We start from the raw sequence: 17706 nt of genomic DNA, 5'->3' as shown, positions 1-17706 counted from the left end.
TTTTATGCGTCTAAGCGAAGTAGCAGCTGACCGAGCCGTAGGCGCCATAATCGGCTTGAATTGTGTCGCCCTTGCGGGTCTCGATCGGGCGGATGAAGGAGCCGGCCAGCACGACCTGTCCAGGCTCCAGTGCAAGGCCGAGCGGCGCGATCTTGTTGGCGAGCCAGGCGACGGCAGTCGCCGGATGATTGAGCACGCCAGCGGCAAGGCCGGTCTCTTCGAGCTGGCCGTTTCGAAAGCAGAGCGTGCCGATCCAGCGCAGGTCTGCGTCGAGCGGGCGGATCGGCCGCCCGCCGAGCACGATGCCGGCATTCGCCGCATTGTCGGCGATGGTGTCGAAGATCTTTCGCGTCGCCTTGGTCTTGGGATCGACGCGTTCGATGCGGGTGTCCAGAATTTCAAGTGCCGGCACCACGAAATCGGTGGCGTTGAGCACGTCGAATAGCGTGCAGCCCGGCCCCGCGAGCCGCTTGCTCATGACGAAGGCGAGCTCGGCCTCGACGCGTGTCGCGATGAAGCGCTCGGTCGGAATGATCCCGCCATCGGCGAAGAACATGTCGTCGAGCAGCACGCCGGAATCGGGCTCGTCGATATTGAGCGCGCTCTGCATCGCCTTCGAGGTCAGGCCGATCTTGTGGCCCTTGACGATGCGTCCCTCGGCGATCTTGACGTCGACCCAGGCCCTCTGAATCGCGTAGGCGTCGTTGATGGTGATGCCGGGGAAATCCTGCGACAGCTGCCGGATCTGCACGCGGGTCTTCTCCGCCTCGTGCAGACGCCTCGCGCAAGCTTGGATATCGTCGTTGGAAAGCGCCATTTGTGATCTTACAAATTGGGGTGCCGGGAGATACTTAACATGTTAAGTGAATGCGTCAAACACAATTTCGGCTTGCTGCACTGCAAACATTTTGCGGTTTGAAAGGGCATCATGGTGAAGAGACCGGCTGATCCGGCCAACGGAAGCGCGCCTGCCGCAGGACCTACCGCAAGACAGGTGCCGATGCGCGATTTCTCGCGCTCGCTGCCGATGTCGCTGCTGCGGGCCCGCGAAGCGGTGATGCGGCAGTTTCGTCCCTCGCTGCGCGAGCACGGCTTGACGGAGCAGCAATGGCGCATCCTGCGTGCACTGGCGGCCATTGAAGCCGTCGAGGCCACGGAACTCGCGCGCACGGCGTTCCTGCTTGGACCGAGCCTGTCGCGCATCCTGCGCGATCTCGAGGCGCGCAATCTGATCGAACGCAAGACCGCCAAGGCGGACCAGCGTCGCAGCATGGTCTCGATCTCGAAAGAGGGCGTGAAGCTGATGGCCTCGGTGGCGCCGACGTCGGAGGCGATCTATGCCGAGATCACGCGACGCTTCGGTGCACGCAAGCTCGCCGAATTGCAGGAGATGCTCGGCGCGCTCGAACAGAGTCTTGCAGAGCTTGGCGCAAGCGAGGAGGCCAGTGCCGAGGAGTGAGCGGCATGACGGCCGGAACCGGGGGCGTCGGGCGACGGTTTGACATCGATTCGAAGGTGGACGACGCTGGCGGTGGGATCGGGGGCGGCCGATTCCGGGCGATCCGGGGCGGAAAATCGTGACAGAGCGGCCTCGAAACGGCGTCCCCTTGCCGGGCGACACCCGGGCGGCAATAGTGAGCGCCGCTAGCGGGGTCGGCGTCAGCGAAGTCAGTATCCAGCGCGCGAGCGCATAGGCGTTGCGTCATTGCGAGCGTAGCGCGGCGCTCCGGTTCGCGCTAACAGCGGGTCGTGCTGTCGCGGCGCTCGTCATGGTGACGAAGGTCCAAATAACACGGTCCAAACAACAAAGAAGGAAGGCAACGTGGCGAACAAGGTCAAGGAAATCTGGAAGTCGGGCAAGGCCGTGGTCAACGCGTGGCTCGCTATACCCTCCGGCTTCTCGGCCGAGATGATCGCGCAATGCGGCTTCGACAGCGTCACCGTCGACATGCAGCATGGCGTGCAGGACTATCTGTCGATGGTGCAGTGCTTCCAGGCCATGGACAAGCACCCCGTGACCCCGATGGTCCGCGTGCCCTGGAACGAGCCCGGCATCATTGGCAAGGTGCTCGACGGCGGCGCCTATGGCGTGATCTGCCCGATGGTCAACACGCCGCAGGAAGCCAGGAACCTCGTCTCCTATTCCAAATATCCGCCGCAGGGCGTGCGCTCCAACGGCCCGATCCGCGCCGGCATGTACGGCACCGCCGGCTCGTATCAGAAGACCGCGAATGCCGACACCATCCTGCTGCCGATGATGGAGACCAAGACCGCGGTCGAGAACATGGAAGCGATCCTCGACGTCGAAGGCATCGACGGCGTCTATATCGGACCCTCCGATCTCGGCTTCTCCTACGGCCTCGAGCCCAAGCTCGACCGCAGCGAGCCCGAGATCCTCGCGATCTACGAGAAGATCATCAAGGAATGCGGCAAGCGCGGCCTCAACCCGGGCATCCATTGCAGCGGCGCCGAAGGCGCAGCGCGCGCCATCAACATGGGCTTCAAGCTGGTGACGCTGTCGAACGAGGTCGGCCTGATGACGACCTACGCCAAGATGCAGGTCAACGCGACCCGCAAGGATTCGGGCGGGAAGGCCTGATCTCGTGTCCCGGACGCGTTGCAGCGCAGAGCCGGGACCCAGTCGCTAACGAAGCGCATGACGTAACAACCAGACCCCGGATCAGCAGCGCATCGTTTCACGCTGCGCTGCGTCCGGGGCACGATCATTTCGATACAGGAGATATCCATGACCATCAGCCCCGTCATCCGCCTGCATCCCGATGATGGCGTGGTGATCGCGCGTGCCAGCCTGCCGCCCGGCACCGTCGTCGCCGACGGCGTGACCACGGTCGAGCGCATCCCCTCCGGGCACAAGGTCGCGATCAAGCCGATCGCGGTGGGCGAGCCCGTCATCCGCTACGGCCAGATCATCGGCTTTGCGACCATTCCGATCGCGCCGGGCCAGCACGTGCACGTGCAGAACATCGGCATGGGCGACTTTTCAAAAGACTATGCCTATTGCGCCGACGTCAAGCCGACGCCGAATTTCGACCTGCCGGCGACCTTCGAAGGCATCCGCCGCCCGGACGGCCGCGTCGCCACGCGCAACTATATCGGCATCCTCACCTCGGTGAATTGCAGCGCGCATGTCGCAAGCCTCGTCGCCGACGTCTTCAAGAAGAATCCCTTCACCGGCGACAATCCGCTGGCCGATTTCCCCAATGTCGACGGCGTGGTCGCGCTGACTCACAAGACCGGCTGCGGTATGACGCAGAACGAGCCCTTGGCGCTGCTCCGCCGCACGCTCGGCGGCTATGCGCGCCACGTCAATTTCTCCCACGTCATCGTGCTCGGCCTCGGCTGCGAGGTGAACCAGATCGGTGGTCTGATGGAGGAGCAGAAGCTCGCAGGACGCCTGCGCGCGATGGACATCCAGGAGGTCGGCGGTACCCGCAAGACCGTGGAGGCAGGCATCGCCTTCGTGCGCGAAGCGCTGGCTGACGCCAACAAGGTTAAGCGCGAGACGGTGCCGGCGAGCGAACTCACCGTGGCCCTGCAATGCGGCGGCTCGGACGGCTATTCTGGCGTATCGGCCAATCCCGCGCTCGGAGCTGCGAGCGACCTCATCGTGCGCCACGGCGGCACCGTGATCCTGTCGGAGACGCCGGAGACCTACGGCGCCGAGCATCTCTTGACGCGACGCGCCGTCAGCCGCGAGGTCGGCGAGAAGCTGGTCGACCTGATGCGCTGGTGGGACGAATACACGGAGCGCGAAGGCGCCGAGATGAACGCCAATCCGAGCCCCGGCAACAAGGCCGGCGGCCTCACCACCATTCTTGAAAAATCGCTTGGTGCGATGGCGAAGGCCGGCACCACCAACCTCGTCGAGGTGCTGCGTTACGCCGAGCCCATCACCAAGAAGGGTTTCGTCTTCATGGACACGCCCGGCTACGACCCTGTCGCTGCAACCGGGCAGGTCGCCGGCGGTGCCAATCTCGTCTGCTTCACCACGGGCCGCGGCAGCGTGTTCGGCTGCAAGCCGGCGCCCTCGATCAAGCTCGCCACCAACACGCCCATGTACAAGCGCATGGAAGAGGACATGGACGTCAATTGCGGCACCATCCTCGAAGGCGAGGAGAGCGTCGAGCAATGCGGCCAGCGCATCTTCGATCTCATCCTCAAGACGGCCTCGGGACAGCCGACCAAGAGCGAGAGCTTTGATTTCGGCGGTGCCGAGTTCGCGCCCTGGGTGCTCGGCGCGACGATGTAGCCGCGCTTCGCGCAGCACACATGCAATTGCGTGTCATTGGGGGATACGCGCGGCCGATGGGTAGCGCGTGTGGTTGCGCGAATTGCACCGATCGTTCGCTACGTAATGATACGGAGGCGAGGTTTCTTCGCTGGGGATCCGCGGCTTACACCTGATTAACACTGTTGCCGTAGACAGGGGGCGATGCGGCTCCACAGCGTGGTGGGCCGGCCTTTAAGGATCGAACCGATGCAAGCGATACGTCCCACGGGGGTGGAAAATCTCCTCGGTGAGGAGGAGCTGATTGTATCGAAGACCGATCTCAAAGGCCGCATCACCTACGCCAATGACGTCTTTCTCCGCATGGCGAAATACCCCTGGAAGCAGCTGATGGGCGCGCCCCACAGCCTGATCCGCCATCCCGACATGCCGCGCTGCGTCTTCAAGCTGCTGTGGGATACGCTCCAGGCCAAGCAGGAAATCTTCGCCTACGTCGTCAATCTCGCGGGAGATGGCAGCCACTATTGGGTGTTCGCCCATGTCACCCCGACGCTCGACGATCACGGCAACATCATCGGCTATCATTCCAATCGACGCAGGCCCGATCCGGCGCCGGTCGAGAAAATCAAACCGATCTACAAGGCGCTCTGCGCGGAAGAGGCGCGCCACGCCAATGCCAAGGACGGCATGCGTGCGAGCTTCGAAATGATGGTCGGTCTGCTCAAGCAAAACGGTGTCGGTTACGATGAATTTGTGCTCTCTCTCTAAGGCGCAGGGAGCGACCGCAGTCGCGTGCCTTCTCGCCAGCATCGCGTTCGTCCTCTCGCTGCTCGGCTGGACCGGAATCATCAGTGCAGCGCCGCTCGGCGCGGCGGTCCTGCTGCTCGGCTACGCGCTCTGGTGTCAGCATCGCACGGCGGTGGCCGTCGATGAGGTCGCCGATGTCTGCCGCAAGGCGGCGCGCGGCGATCTCGAAGCGCGGATCCTGAGCGAGCGCCAGGCCGGCCGGATCGGCGCCATCCAGAAGTCGGTCAACGACATGCTCGACATCGCCGACGCCTTCGTCCGCGAGGCTTCGGCATCGATGGACTATGCCAGCCGCGGCAAGTATTTCCGCAAGATCCTCGCGCGCGGATTGCCCGGCTCGTTCCGCCGCTCGGCCACCGTCATCAATGCCGGCACCGACAGCCTTGGTCGCCGCGTGGTCGAGATCGCCGGCCTCGCAAAGCAGTTCGGCACGCATCTCGACGAAGTCGCGGGCAGCCTGATGAGCGCCGCAACCGACCTCGAATCCGATGCCGGCCAGATGGCGGCGGCGGCGGAGACGACGAACCGTCAGACCTCCGGCATGCGCAGTGCGTCCGATCAGGCGTCGAACAACGTTGCGACGGTGGCGAGCGCCGCGGAACAGCTCGCATCTTCGATCGCCGAGATCAGCCGCCAGGTGGCCGGCTCGACCACGAGCACCGGGCGCGCCGTTGATGAAGCCAATCGTGCCGGCAGCGAGATTCGCAGCCTCGCGGATGCCGCGCTGCGGATCGGCGACGTCGTCAAGCTGATTAGCGAAATTGCCGAGCAGACCAATTTGCTGGCGCTCAACGCCACGATCGAGGCGGCGCGGGCAGGCGAGGCCGGCCGCGGCTTCGCCGTCGTGGCCTCCGAGGTCAAGAGCCTCGCCAACCAGACCGCGAAGGCCACCGAGGAGATCAGCGCCAAGGTCGGCGAGATGCAGCAATCGACCACCAACTCGGTCGCAGCCGTCGAGGCGATTGCGCAGACCATCGCAGAGATCGACGGTATCACCGCAAGCATCGCCGCCTCGATCGAGGAGCAGGGCACCGCGACCCGCGAGATCGCCCGCAACGTCCAGGAAGCATCAGTCGGCACCTCGCAAGTGTCCTCCAACGTGTCAGGCATCAGCGAAGCCGCCGCCGATACGGGGCGCGTCGCCAGCCGCGTCAACAGCGCCTCCGAACGCGTCCACGGCGAAGTCGAGACGCTCCGGCGCGAGGTGACGCAGTTTTTGCAGCGGCTGACGTCGGCGGCGTAGGGCCGCGCGAAGAGGGTAATTGCGTGGCCCCACAAGAGGTCGTCATGCCCGGGCTTGTCCCGGGCATCCACGTTCTTTGATACTGCAGCGAAGGGCGTGGATGGCCGGGACAAGCCCGGCCATGACGCCGCGGAAGGTTCAGAGCGCCAAACTCCGACATCGTAGTTCGCCCGCCGGGCTGACGGGATACTTCCTAGGCACGCTCTGCCCGTTGTTAGTGCTTGATCGCGCTGACATCAGGTGTTCTGCTCAAAAAAGCTGCTGGAGCATCGCACCCCGTGTCGATCTACGTCGCATTACACCACGTCACGCACTACAAATACGATCGCCCGATCGACGTCGGCCCGCAGACCATCCGCCTGCGGCCGGCGCCGCATACGCGCACGCCGATCATGAGCTATTCGCTCAAGGTCACGCCAGCCAACCATTTCGTGAACTGGCAGCAGGATCCGCAAGGCAACTGGCTCGCCCGCTATGTCTTCCCGGAGAAGACGACCGAATTGAAGATCGAGGTCGACTTCACGGCGCAGATGACCGTGGTCAACCCGTTCGACTTCTTCGTCGAGCCCTATGCCGACAGCTTTCCGTTTCATTATCCGAACGATCTCAAGACCGAGCTGGCGCCTTATCTGGAGACCATCAAGCCCGATCGCCTGTTTGCGAAATATCTCGATTCGATCCCGCAGGACGCTCCGAACACCGTCAACTTCCTGGTTGAGCTCAATCGCGAACTTCAGAAGAAGGTCCGCTACATCATCCGCATGGAGCCGGGCGTGCAGACGCCGGAGGAGACACTCGCCTCGGGCGCCGGATCCTGCCGCGACTCCGCCTGGCTCCTGATCCAGACCTTCCGGCATCTCGGGCTCGCGGCGCGGTTCGTCTCCGGCTACCTCATCCAGATCCGCCCGGACATCGATCCGATCGAGGGACCGCCGGAAGTGGAGAACGACTTCACCGACCTGCACGCCTGGGCCGAGGTCTATCTGCCCGGCGCCGGCTGGATCGGTTTCGACGCGACCTCCGGCATGCTCGCGGGCGAGGGCCACATCCCGGTCGCCGCCACGCCGCATTACCGCTCGGCTGCGCCGATTTCCGGCAGCGCCGGCTTTGCCGAGGTCGAGTTCGCCTTCGACATGAGCGTGCGCCGCATTCGCGAGGCGCCGCGCATCACCAAGCCTTTCTCCGACGAATCCTGGGCGCGGCTCAACGATCTCGGCGAGCAGGTCGACGGCGATCTCGCCGCGCAGGACGTGCGGCTCACCATGGGGGGCGAGCCCACCTTCGTCTCGGTCGACGATCTCGAAGCTGCCGAGTGGAACACGGAGGCCGTCGGCCCGACCAAGCGCGCGCTGGGCGACGATCTGATCCGCCGCCTGCGCACGCGCTTCGCGTCCGGCGGCCTTCTGCATTACGGCCAGGGCAAATGGTATCCGGGCGAGAGCCTGCCGCGCTGGGCGTTTGGCCTGTACTGGCGCAAGGACGGGGTGCCGATCTGGAAGAATGCCGACCTGATCGCCAGGATCGGGAATCCGCGGCGCGCCGAGACGAAGGATGCTGAGGCCTTCATGGAGGGTACGGTGGCACGGCTCGGGCTCGATCCCGGCTACATCATCCCGGCTTACGAGGACACTGCCTACTGGCTCCAGAAGGAAGCCGAGTTGCCCGTCAACGTCGATCCGTCCGACTCCAAATTGTCCGATCCGGAAGCGCGCGCGCGGATGGCGCGCGTGTTCGAGCAGGGCCTCAACACGCCGCGCGGCTTCGTGCTGCCGGTGCAGCGCTGGAACGCGCCGCCGCGCTGGCGCAGCGAGCGTTGGGCTCTCCGGCGCAATCATCTGTTCCTGATGCCCGGCGATTCGCCTCTCGGCCTGCGCTTGCCGCTCGGCTCGCTCGGCTACGTCCCGCCCAATCAATATCCCTACATTATCGAGCGGGATCCGATGGAGGCGCGCGGCAAGCTGCCGGTGTTCAGCCTTCCGGCGCGCCCGGAATCGCCGCCGCGGGTCGAGCCCGAGCATCTCAACACGTCTGTTCCGGTGCGTACTGCGCTGTCGATCGAAGTCCGCGACGGCGTGCTCTGCGCCTTCATGCCGCCGGTCGAGCGGATCGAAGACTATCTCGAGCTGATCGCGGCGCTCGAAGCCACGGCGGAAGAGATGCAGCTCCAGGTCCATGTCGAGGGCTATCCGCCGCCCTTCGATCCGCGCGTCGAGGTCATCAAGGTGACGCCCGATCCCGGCGTGATCGAGGTCAACGTCCAGCCGGCAAGGAATTGGCGTGAGGCGGTCGACATCACCGTCGGGCTCTATGAGGATGCCGCCAAGATTCGCCTCGGCGCCAACCGCTTCCTGGTGGACGGCCGCCACACCGGCACCGGCGGGGGCAACCACGTCGTGGTCGGCGGCTCCTCGCCGCAGGACTCGCCGTTCCTGCGCCGGCCTGATCTGCTCAAGAGTCTGGTCTTGCACTGGCAGCGGCATCCGTCGCTGTCCTATTTCTTCTCCGGCCTGTTCATCGGCCCGACCAGCCAGGCGCCGCGCATCGACGAAGCCCGCCACGACAGCATCTACGAACTCGAGATCGCGCTCTCGCAGGTGCCGCCACCGGGCACCCAGACGCCGCTATGGCTGGTCGACCGGCTGTTCCGGCATCTGCTCGTCGACATCACCGGCAACACCCATCGCGCCGAGATCTGCATCGACAAGCTCTATTCGCCGGAGGGCTCGACCGGCCGGCTCGGCCTCGTCGAATTCCGCGCGCTCGAGATGCCGCCCGATCCGCGCATGTCGCTGGCGCAGCAGCTCTTGATCCGCGCGCTGATCGCGAAGATGTGGCGCGAGCCGCAGGCCGGCAAGTTCGTGCGCTGGGGCACGGCGCTGCATGACCGCTTCATGCTGCCGCATTTCATCTGGGAGGATTTTCTCGACGTTCTCACTGAGCTGAAGCAGTTCGGCTACCCGTTCGAGCCGGAATGGTATCTGGCCCAGCTCGAATTCCGCTTCCCCGCGTTCGGCCGCGTCCATCATGGCGGCGTGACGCTGGAGCTGCGTCAGGCGCTGGAGCCCTGGCACGTGCTGGGCGAGGAGGGCTCGGCCGGCGGCACCGTGCGCTATGTCGATTCATCGGTCGAGCGGCTTCAGGTCAAGGCGGAAGGGTTCGTCGAGGGCCGCCACATCGTCACCTGCAACGGCCGCCGCCTGCCGATGACCTCGACCGGCCGCTCCTCCGAGGCCGTGGCCGGGGTCCGCTTCAAGGCGTGGCAGCCGGCCTCCGGCCTGCACCCGACCATTCCGGTGCATGCGCCCCTGACCTTTGATCTCATTGATACCTGGAACGGCCGCTCGCTCGGCGGCTGCGTCTACCACGTCGCCCATCCCGGCGGCCGCAGCTATGACACCAAGCCGGTCAACACCTACGAGGCCGAGGCGCGGCGGCTGGCGCGTTTCCAGGACCACGGCCATACGCCGGGGCCGGTCCAGCCGCCGCCCGAGGAACGCACAAATGAGTTTCCGCTGACCCTCGACTTGCGGACCCCGCTCCTGCAATGAGTATGATGGTGGGGCAGGGAGAGGCGCATGAGCGAGGGCGCAGCCGAGCAGGACAAGGCGGGTAGGGCGCAAGGCCAGCGTGAAGGCCAGCGCCGCTTTGCCCAATGGGTCCGCGACTATCGCCGCTTGCCTGGCATCCCCGACGAGTTCCTGGGCCCCGACGGCGCCCCGCGTGCGGTCTGGAGCCGCTTCTTCGATGCCTTCGGCGCGCTCGCGCCCGACGAGATCGAGCGTCGCTTCGGCATGGCCGACCGCCATCTGCGCGAGGCCGGCGTCACCTACCGTGCGCCCGGCGACAGCGCCGACCGGCCGTGGTCGATCAGCCATCTGCCGCTCCTGATCGACGAGGCCGACTGGCAGCAGCTTTGCGCCGGCATCACCCAGCGCGCCGAGCTGCTCGAACTGGTGCTGCGCGACATCTATGGCGAGGGCCGGCTGGTCGCGGAAGGCGCACTGCCGGCGGCCGCGATTGCCGGCAGTCCCGAATATCTCCGCCCCGTCTGCGGCGTGCCGCCGCCGGGCGGGCGCTATCTGTCGATCTATGCCGCCGACGTCGGCCGCGGCCCCGACGGCCGCTGGTGGGTGCTCGGCGACCGCACCCAGGCGCCGTCGGGGGCGGGCTACGCGCTGGAGAACCGTCTGGTGCTCTCGCGCGCCTTCTCCGACCTCTACAAGTCGATGAATGTGCCGCGCGTCGCGCCGTTCTTCGAGGCGTTCCGCGACAGTCTTCGTGCGCGCGCCGACCGCGACGAGCCCCGGATCGGCGTGCTCACCCCCGGCAGCTTCAGCGAGACCTATTTCGAGCATGCGACGCTGGCGCGCTATCTCGGCTTCCTCTTGGTCGAGGGCGACGATCTCGCGGTCAGCGACAACCGCGTCCACATCCGCACCGTCGCCGGGCTGAAGCGGCTCGACGTGCTCTTGCGCCGGGTCGATTCCAATTCGCTCGATCCGCTCGAGCTCGACGCCTCCTCGCATCTCGGCGTGCCCGGCCTGATCGACGTGCTGCGCAAGGACGGCGTCGTCGTCGCCAACATGCCGGGCTCGGGCGTGCTGGAGGCGCGGGCGCTGCTCGGCTTCCTGCCGGCGCTCAGCCGCCGCCTGCTCGGCGAAGAGCTGAAGATGCCGCACATCGCGACCTGGTGGTGCGGCCAGCGCAGCGCGCGCGAGGAGGTGCTGTCGCGGCTCGACGAGGTCGCGATCGAAGGCGCCTATCGGCGCGGCGTGCCCGGTTTCGACAGCGCGGGACCGGTGCTCGCGAGCGAGCTGGATGCGAGCGGCCGCCAGCGCCTGATCGACGCCATCGCCGCGCGCGGCATGGATTATGTCGGCCAGGAGGTGGTGCGGCTGTCGACCATGCCGGTGTGGGAGCAGGGCCAGATCACGCCGCGGCCCTTCGTGCTGCGCGTGTTCGCGGCGGCGACGCCCGACGGCTGGGCCATCATGCCCGGCGGCTTCTGCCGCATCGCCGAGCAGGCGGATGCGCGCGCGGTGTCGATGGGCGACGGCGCGCGCGCGGCCGACGTCTGGGTGGTCTCCGACAAGCAGGTCTCGACTGCGACGCTGCTGCCGGCGACCGACAAGGTCCGCATCCGCCGCATCGCCGGCGTGCTGCCGAGCCGCGCCGCCGACAATCTGTTCTGGCTCGGCCGCTATCTCGAACGCGCCGAGGCGACGCTGCGGCTGGTGCGCGCTTTGGGCTCGCCGAGCGGGCCCAACAAGGGCACCGCGGCCTCGCTGCAATCTGGTGAACGCATCCAGCGCCTGCTGGTGGCCTGGGGCGCGATCTCGCAGACCTCGCGCGCCGCGCCCGGGCGGATCACCGCCGAAGCGTTGCAGAGCGCGGAACGTTTCGGCTCGGCGCTGTCGCTGGTGCGCGCGGCGCAGCGCACGGCGACCTCCTTGCGCGAGCGGCTGTCGCCCGATGCCTGGCAGGTCATCACCGAGATGGCCGAGCGCCTGGCCTACCAGGTCGAGGGCGACGACGGCGTGCTGAGCGCGGCCGAGCTGACCTTGCAGGAACTCGCGAGCCTCGCAGGGCTGGCGCAGGAGAACATGAACCGCGCCGCCGGCTGGCGCTTTCTCGACATCGGCCGTCGCACCGAGCGCGCCATCAACACCACGCGCTTCACCCGCCAGTTTGCCTATGACGAGGCCGGCGATGAGGATCTCGACATCCTGCTGACGCTGGTGGATTGCCAGATCACCTATCGCTCGCGCTATCTGCTGGCGCCGATCCTGGCGCCGGTGCGCGACCTTGCCGTGCTCGACGGCTACAATCCACGTTCGGTGGCGTTCCAGGTGACGACGCTGAACGAGCACATCGCCGCGCTGCCGAGCCTGAAGGAGCACGGCCTGATCGAGAAGCCGCAGCGCCTTGCGGTGGCGATGCAGGCGATGCTGGCGACCGCGGAGGCCGAGAAGCTCGAGGTCAAGACGCTGTTCGCGCTGGAGCAGGACCTGCTCAGCCTCGCCGAGGCGATCGGTCAGCACTACTTCCCGCACGGCCCCAATGCCGCCCGGCCGGAAAAGCTGACGGGGCTGGCGTGATCTACGACATCCGTCACGTCACCACCTACGAGTACGAGAATCCGGTCAGCTTCGCCCGCTGCACGCTGCGGCTGGAGCCGAGGAGCGGCGGCGGCCAGGAGCTGATCTCGCACAAGGTCGATATCCGCCCGCGTCCCGCCGAGCGCCACGTCCGGCGCGATTTCTTCGGCACTCTGACGGAGAGTGTGGTGATCGAAGCGGCGCATCGCAATTTGCGGATCGACTCGCGTTCGCGTGTCTCCGTGTCACGTAAGCCGCCGACGCGCGATGCGGGCAGCCCGAGCTGGGAGAGCATCCGCGACATCGCCTTCGAGGCGACCAGCCTCGGGCCGTCCTCGCCGGTCGGCTATGTCTTCGCGAGCCCGCTGGTGCCGGTGCTGCGTCCGGTCAGCGCCTATGCGGGGATGAGCTTTGCGCCGGGCGCGGGCATCCTCGAGGGCGCGGTCGATCTCATGCATCGCATCCGCACCGAGTTTCGCTACGACCCCAAGGCGACGGTGATCTCGACGCCGCTGAACGAGGTCTTCGACAAGCGACACGGCGTCTGCCAGGACTTTGCCCATGTGATGATCGCAGGGCTGCGCGGGCTCGGTCTGCCGGCGGCCTATGTCAGCGGCTACCTACGCACCATTCCGCCGCCGGGCCAGGCCCGCCTGCAAGGCGCCGATGCCACCCATGCCTGGGTGTCGCTGTGGTGCGGGGCGGAGCTTGGCTGGATCGATTTCGACCCGACCAACGATCTGCTGATTGCCAACGACCATATCGTGCTTGCGGTCGGGCGCGACTTTTCGGACGTCTCGCCGGTCGACGGCATCATCGTCGGCTCGCCGAAGCAGAAGCTCGGCGTCGCCGTGGACGTGGTGATGGTGGAATAAACGCGGCCTCGTCGGCCGGGCTCGCCGCCGGGGTGTGCCGTGCCTTCACCGCAACCGCGATCTTGCATAGCACAACGGTAACATATTTCCGTAATCGCGTTCCCGGGGGTTTGGTCACTCGGCCCAAGATGGGCTATGCTGGGTCGTTGCGTCGAGGACAAGAACGAGACTTCGGGAGCTGACATGGGACACCACCGACACGCGGGGCTGCATCCATGATGACGTTGCCGAGACTGGCGGCTGAATCCCTGGAGAAACTGCTGGGTACGTTTATGCGGCGTCGGTACGGCGAGACCGCTGCAAGCATGGTCGAGAGCGCAACCCGCACCGCGATGGAATGCATCGGTAACAGCGATGCCCTTTACCATAATATCGAACATACGATGCTGGTGACGCTGGCGGGCCATTCGATCCTCAGTGGCCGAAATCTCCATACCCACCTGACGGCCGAGGACTACGTCCATGTCCTGATCGCCTGCCTCGCCCACGATATCGGCTATGTCCGCGGGCTGTTTGAGGAGGATGACATCGACGGCTTCGTCATCGATGCCGCCGACACCAAGATCTCGTTGCCGCGTGGTGCCTCCGACGCCAGCTTGATGATGTATCACGTCGACCGCTCGAAGCTCTATGTCTCGCGGCGGCTGCAGCACATTCCCGGTCTCGATCCTGAACGCATCGCCCGCGCTATCGAGGGAACGCGCTTTCCGGCCCAGGAGGGCCATGAGTATGACGTCGATGCCTCGATCCTGCGCGCCGCCGATTTCATCGGCCAGCTCGGCGATCCCAACTATCTGCGCAAGGCCAACGCGCTCTATTACGAGTTCGAGGAAGTCGGCATCAATCGCCAGCTCGGCTACGATTCACCGGCCGACATCGTGAACCGCTATCCACAATTCTATTGGAACAGCGTCGCACCGCACATCCAGACCGAGATCGGTTACCTCAACAAGACCGAGATCGGCCGACAATGGATCGCCAACCTCTACAGCAATGTCTTCCGCGCCGAGCGCGACATCTCGCTATCAGGCCCGCAGAGATAGCCCTATAGCCCGGATAAGCGTAGCGACATCCGTGGCCGGCCGCGCCAGATTCCGGATATCACTTCGCTCATCCGGCCTACGACCGCACAACTCCGTGAGCAAATCATGCAACAAAAAACCGTCACCACGGACATCCTCGACATCGCCTATCGCGAATACGGTGCGCCCGACGGCTGGCCCTGCATCATGGGCCACGGCTTTCCCTATGACGTGAACGCCTATGCCGAGACCGCGCCGATCATTGCCGAAGCCGGCGCGCGGGTGCTGGTGCCCTGGTTGCGTGGCTACGGGCCGACGCGGTTTCGCTTCGCGGACACGCCGCGCTCCGGCGAGCAGGCGGCGCTCGGCGCGGATCTGCTGGCCTTCATGGACGCGCTCGGCATCAAGCGTGCCGTCGTCGGCGGCTATGACTGGGGCGGGCGCGCGGCCTGCGTGGTCTCTGCGCTCTATCCGGAGCGCGTGGTCGGCCTCGTCTCCGGCAACTCCTACAACATCCAGAACATCGCCCGCGCCATGGAGCCGGCCTCGCCGCCGGAAGAGGCGGCACTCTGGTATCAATATCTCTTCCACAACGAGCGCGGCCGCCGCGCGCTGGAGCGCAACCGGCGTGGCTTTGCCCGCCAGCTCTGGGCGATGTGGTCGCCGAAATGGGCGTTCGACGACACGACGTTCGAACGGAGCGCGGTGTCGTTCGACAATCCTGACTTCGTCGATGTCGTGATCCACTCCTACCGCCACCGCTACGCGCTGGTCGCGAGCGACCCCGCCTATGCCGCGAGCGAGGCGAAGCTCGCGGGCCAACCGCCGATCCGCGTCCCGACCATCGCGATCGACGGCGACAGCGACGGCGTCAATCCCGGCACCGCCCATCACGCGCGCAAGTTCGAGGGCCCATTCGAGCGGCGTGTCTTCGCCGATGCCGGCCACAACCTGCCGCAGGAGCGGCCGGCCGAATGGGCACAGGCGGTGGTCGAGGTCCGGAAAGCGGCCTCATAAAGGCCCTTTCTCGTCCGGCCGGCCGGCTTGTCTGCCATCCCTCCGATTTTTCCTGATCCTGGGAACCTTTTGCGATTGCAGCCGTCCAAGCTGAGGAGCCGCTTCTGTATGCGGTGCGTTGCAGGGGAGGATCTCGATGAAGTCACAAGTGCGCAAGCTGGAACGTGTCGCGGTGGCGCAGGCGCCGGTCGAACGGCCTGACAGGCCGGAGGTCGAGCAGGCGATCCGAACCATGATCCGTTGGGCCGGTGACGATCCCGCGCGCGACGGTCTGCGTGACACGCCGGACCGGGTCGCACGTGCCTTCGAAGAGTATTTTTCCGGCTATGCGCAGGATCCGACGGAAATCCTGCAAAAGACCTTCGAGGAGATCGAAGGCTATGACGAGATGATCGTGCTGCGCGGCGTTCGCTTCGAGAGCCATTGCGAGCACCACATAGCGCCGATCGTCGGCCGCGCCTGGGTCGCCTATATCCCGCAGGGCCGTGTCGTCGGCATCAGCAAGCTTGCGCGCGTGGTGGACATCTACGCGAAGCGCCTCCAGATCCAGGAGAAGATGACCGCGCAGATCGCCAATACCATCAACGACGTGCTCAAGCCTGAAGGCGTCGGCGTCATCATCAAGGCGACGCATCACTGCATGACGACGCGCGGCGCGCACAAGCCCGGGACCGATCTCGTCACCAGCCGCATGCTGGGCGTATTCCGCGACAATGCGCTGACGCGCCAGGAACTGTTGGGGCTCGCCAATTCGGACGATTGACCCGCGGCTGCTCAAGGAGACGGCGCCATGACCGAGGACAACAAGCCGAGCGGACCCGACCTGAGCAAAGGCGTGTCGCTGACCGCGTTCAGGGATGGCAAACTGCTCGGTCATGTCGGCGAGGAGGACGTCCTGCTGGTGCAGGCCGGCAGCGAGATCTTTGCGATCGAGCCGGCCTGCAGCCATTACCACGGGCCGCTCGCCGAGGGCCTGGTGGTGGGAGACACCATCCGCTGCCCCTGGCATCACGCCTGCTTCTCCTTGCGCACGGGCGAAGCCACCCGCCCGCCGGCCCTGAACGCGCTGGCGGTGTGGGAGGTCGCGCGCGATCGGGACGACATCATCGTTCGGCGCAAGCGCGAGGCGCCAAAGCCGTCGACCGCTCATCGCAACGCGCCGACACCGGAGAAATTCGTCATCGTCGGCGGCGGCGCAGCCGGCTTCGCGGCCGCCGAGACGCTCCGGCGCGAGGGCTTTGCCGGCGCCATCACCATGCTCAGCGATGACGGCGCGATGCCGGTCGACCGGCCCAACCTCTCCAAGGATTACCTCGCGGGCAACGCACCGGAGGATTGGCTGCCGCTGCGGGGTAAGGACTATTATCAGGACGCGGGCATCGATCTCAGACTCAACACCGGCGTCTCCGCCATCGATGCGAAGACGCGCAACGTCACGCTCGGCAATGGTGACAGGCTTCCGTTCGACCGGCTGCTGCTCGCGACCGGCGCCGAGCCCGTCAAACTGCAGATCCCGGGCGCCGACCAGCCGCATGTCCACACCTTGCGCTCCGTCGCCGACAGCCGCGCCATCATCAAGGCCGCGGAGAGTGCCAGGCGCGCTTTGGTAATCGGCGCCAGTTTCATCGGCCTCGAAGTCGCGGCGTCCTTGCGGGCACGCAGGATCGAGGTGCACGTGGTCGCGCCGGAAGAGCGGCCGATGCAGAAGGTGCTCGGCTCCGAGATGGGCGACTTCGTGCGGTCGCTCCATGAAGAGAACGGCGTGATCTTTCATCTCAAGGACACAGTCGAAAAGCTCGACGGCACCCGCGCCACGCTGAAGAGTGGAGCTGTCATCGAAGCCGACCTCGTCGTGGTCGGCATCGGCGTCAAGCCGCGCCTTGCGCTGGCCGAGCACGCCGGGCTTGCGGCGGATCGCGGTGTCAGCGTGAGCGAATATCTCGAGACCAGTGTCGCCGGCATTTTCGCGGCCGGCGACATCGCGCGCTGGCCCGATCCGCATTCCCGGCAAACCATCCGCGTCGAACATTGGGTCGTTGCCGAACGCCAGGGCCAGACCGCGGCGCGCAACATGCTCGGCAAGCGCGAGCGCTTCGACGCGGTGCCGTTCTTCTGGTCGCAACACTACGACGTGCCGATCAACTATGTCGGCCACGCCGAGAGCTTTGACGAGGTCGCGATCGACGGCAGCATCGGAGGCAAGGACTGCCTTTTGAAGTACCGCAAGGACGGCCGCGTGCTGGCGGTTGCGTCGATCTACCGCGATCTCGACAACCTCAAGGCCGAGCTCGAGATGGAGCGGTCGCGCGGCTGACGCGCCGCAGTCGATCTTGATTTGCGTCAATGTTACTGCCGGTACGGGTGCTCTGCTGGCTGTCGTCCCGGCACGATGCGT

General features: G+C 65.9%; 13 protein-coding genes. 12 read left to right on the top strand and 1 reads right to left on the bottom strand.

All coding sequences use genetic code 11. The features are described 5' to 3' along the window. Positions 1 to 10: 10 nt before the first annotated feature. Positions 11 to 817, bottom strand: a complete 807-nt coding sequence (gene hpaH, locus XI03_RS15970) for a 2-oxo-hept-4-ene-1,7-dioate hydratase (RefSeq protein WP_095424902.1) — start codon at positions 815 to 817, stop codon at positions 11 to 13. A 111-nt stretch (positions 818 to 928) separates the two neighbouring features. Between hpaH and hpaR the strand changes: the two genes are divergently transcribed. The 12 genes from hpaR (at position 929) to XI03_RS15910 (ending at position 17625) form a co-directional block, all read left to right on the top strand. Beyond that, on the top strand, positions 929 to 1459 hold the full coding sequence (gene hpaR / locus XI03_RS15965) for a homoprotocatechuate degradation operon regulator HpaR (RefSeq protein ID WP_271592633.1): 531 nt from the start codon (positions 929 to 931) through the stop codon (positions 1457 to 1459). A 363-nt stretch (positions 1460 to 1822) separates the two neighbouring features. Beyond that, complete coding sequence (locus XI03_RS15960) at positions 1823 to 2599, top strand: HpcH/HpaI aldolase family protein (protein ID WP_008549964.1); 777 nt, start codon at positions 1823 to 1825, stop codon at positions 2597 to 2599. A gap of 147 nt (positions 2600 to 2746) precedes the next feature. Then, on the top strand, positions 2747 to 4270 hold the full coding sequence (locus tag XI03_RS15955) for a UxaA family hydrolase (RefSeq protein WP_028143240.1): 1524 nt from the start codon (positions 2747 to 2749) through the stop codon (positions 4268 to 4270). Between the two features lie 228 nt (positions 4271 to 4498). After that, positions 4499 to 5017, top strand: coding sequence for a PAS domain-containing protein (locus XI03_RS15950; RefSeq protein ID WP_212251302.1), 519 nt, complete (start codon positions 4499 to 4501; stop codon positions 5015 to 5017). Continuing rightward, positions 4995 to 6299, top strand: coding sequence for a methyl-accepting chemotaxis protein (locus tag XI03_RS15945; protein ID WP_271592632.1), 1305 nt, complete (start codon positions 4995 to 4997; stop codon positions 6297 to 6299). The genes XI03_RS15950 and XI03_RS15945 overlap by 23 nt, the downstream gene beginning before the upstream one ends. 278 nt (positions 6300 to 6577) lie before the next feature. Next, positions 6578 to 9847, top strand: a complete 3270-nt coding sequence (locus XI03_RS15940) for a transglutaminase family protein (RefSeq protein WP_271592631.1) — start codon at positions 6578 to 6580, stop codon at positions 9845 to 9847. A gap of 27 nt (positions 9848 to 9874) precedes the next feature. Next, positions 9875 to 12397 carry a circularly permuted type 2 ATP-grasp protein gene (locus XI03_RS15935; protein ID WP_271592630.1) on the top strand — a complete coding sequence of 841 codons (2523 nt, stop codon included), beginning with the start codon at positions 9875 to 9877 and terminating at the stop codon, positions 12395 to 12397. Then, on the top strand, positions 12394 to 13272 hold the full coding sequence (locus tag XI03_RS15930; RefSeq protein WP_271592629.1) for a transglutaminase family protein: 879 nt from the start codon (positions 12394 to 12396) through the stop codon (positions 13270 to 13272). Before XI03_RS15935 ends, XI03_RS15930 begins: the two co-directional genes overlap by 4 nt. Before the next feature lie 215 nt (positions 13273 to 13487). Continuing rightward, the gene (locus tag XI03_RS15925; RefSeq protein WP_028143234.1) at positions 13488 to 14315 is read left to right on the top strand and encodes a hypothetical protein; all 828 of its coding nucleotides are present in this window, start codon (positions 13488 to 13490) and stop codon (positions 14313 to 14315) included. 105 nt (positions 14316 to 14420) lie between these two features. After that, positions 14421 to 15311, top strand: coding sequence for an alpha/beta fold hydrolase (locus XI03_RS15920; RefSeq protein ID WP_271592628.1), 891 nt, complete (start codon positions 14421 to 14423; stop codon positions 15309 to 15311). A gap of 136 nt (positions 15312 to 15447) precedes the next feature. Further along, positions 15448 to 16074: a GTP cyclohydrolase I FolE gene (gene folE, locus XI03_RS15915; RefSeq protein WP_028143232.1), complete on the top strand. Its 627-nt coding sequence runs from the start codon at positions 15448 to 15450 to the stop codon at positions 16072 to 16074. Between the two features lie 27 nt (positions 16075 to 16101). Then, complete coding sequence (locus tag XI03_RS15910) at positions 16102 to 17625, top strand: FAD-dependent oxidoreductase (protein WP_271592627.1); 1524 nt, start codon at positions 16102 to 16104, stop codon at positions 17623 to 17625. Positions 17626 to 17706 lie beyond the last annotated feature (81 nt).

The sequence above is a fragment of the Bradyrhizobium sp. CCBAU 65884 genome (assembly GCF_028128835.1).
Taxonomy (GTDB): domain Bacteria; phylum Pseudomonadota; class Alphaproteobacteria; order Rhizobiales; family Xanthobacteraceae; genus Bradyrhizobium; species Bradyrhizobium ottawaense.
This window is presented reverse-complemented; position numbering and strand designations above follow the sequence as displayed.

Bases quoted from the DNA above. Each gene is read 5' to 3' on its own strand.
- XI03_RS15955 (WP_028143240.1), top strand. From the start codon at position 2,747: ATGACCATCAGCCCCGTCATCCGCCTGCATCCCGATGATGGCGTGGTG.
- XI03_RS15920 (WP_271592628.1), top strand. From the start codon at position 14,421: ATGCAACAAAAAACCGTCACCACGGACATCCTCGACATCGCCTATCGC.
- hpaH (WP_095424902.1), bottom strand. From the start codon at position 817: ATGGCGCTTTCCAACGACGATATCCAAGCTTGCGCGAGGCGTCTGCAC.
- XI03_RS15950 (WP_212251302.1), top strand. From the start codon at position 4,499: ATGCAAGCGATACGTCCCACGGGGGTGGAAAATCTCCTCGGTGAGGAG.
- XI03_RS15910 (WP_271592627.1), top strand. From the start codon at position 16,102: ATGACCGAGGACAACAAGCCGAGCGGACCCGACCTGAGCAAAGGCGTG.
- XI03_RS15945 (WP_271592632.1), top strand. From the start codon at position 4,995: ATGAATTTGTGCTCTCTCTCTAAGGCGCAGGGAGCGACCGCAGTCGCG.
- folE (WP_028143232.1), top strand. From the start codon at position 15,448: ATGAAGTCACAAGTGCGCAAGCTGGAACGTGTCGCGGTGGCGCAGGCG.
- hpaR (WP_271592633.1), top strand. From the start codon at position 929: ATGGTGAAGAGACCGGCTGATCCGGCCAACGGAAGCGCGCCTGCCGCA.
- XI03_RS15925 (WP_028143234.1), top strand. From the start codon at position 13,488: ATGATGACGTTGCCGAGACTGGCGGCTGAATCCCTGGAGAAACTGCTG.
- XI03_RS15935 (WP_271592630.1), top strand. From the start codon at position 9,875: ATGAGCGAGGGCGCAGCCGAGCAGGACAAGGCGGGTAGGGCGCAAGGC.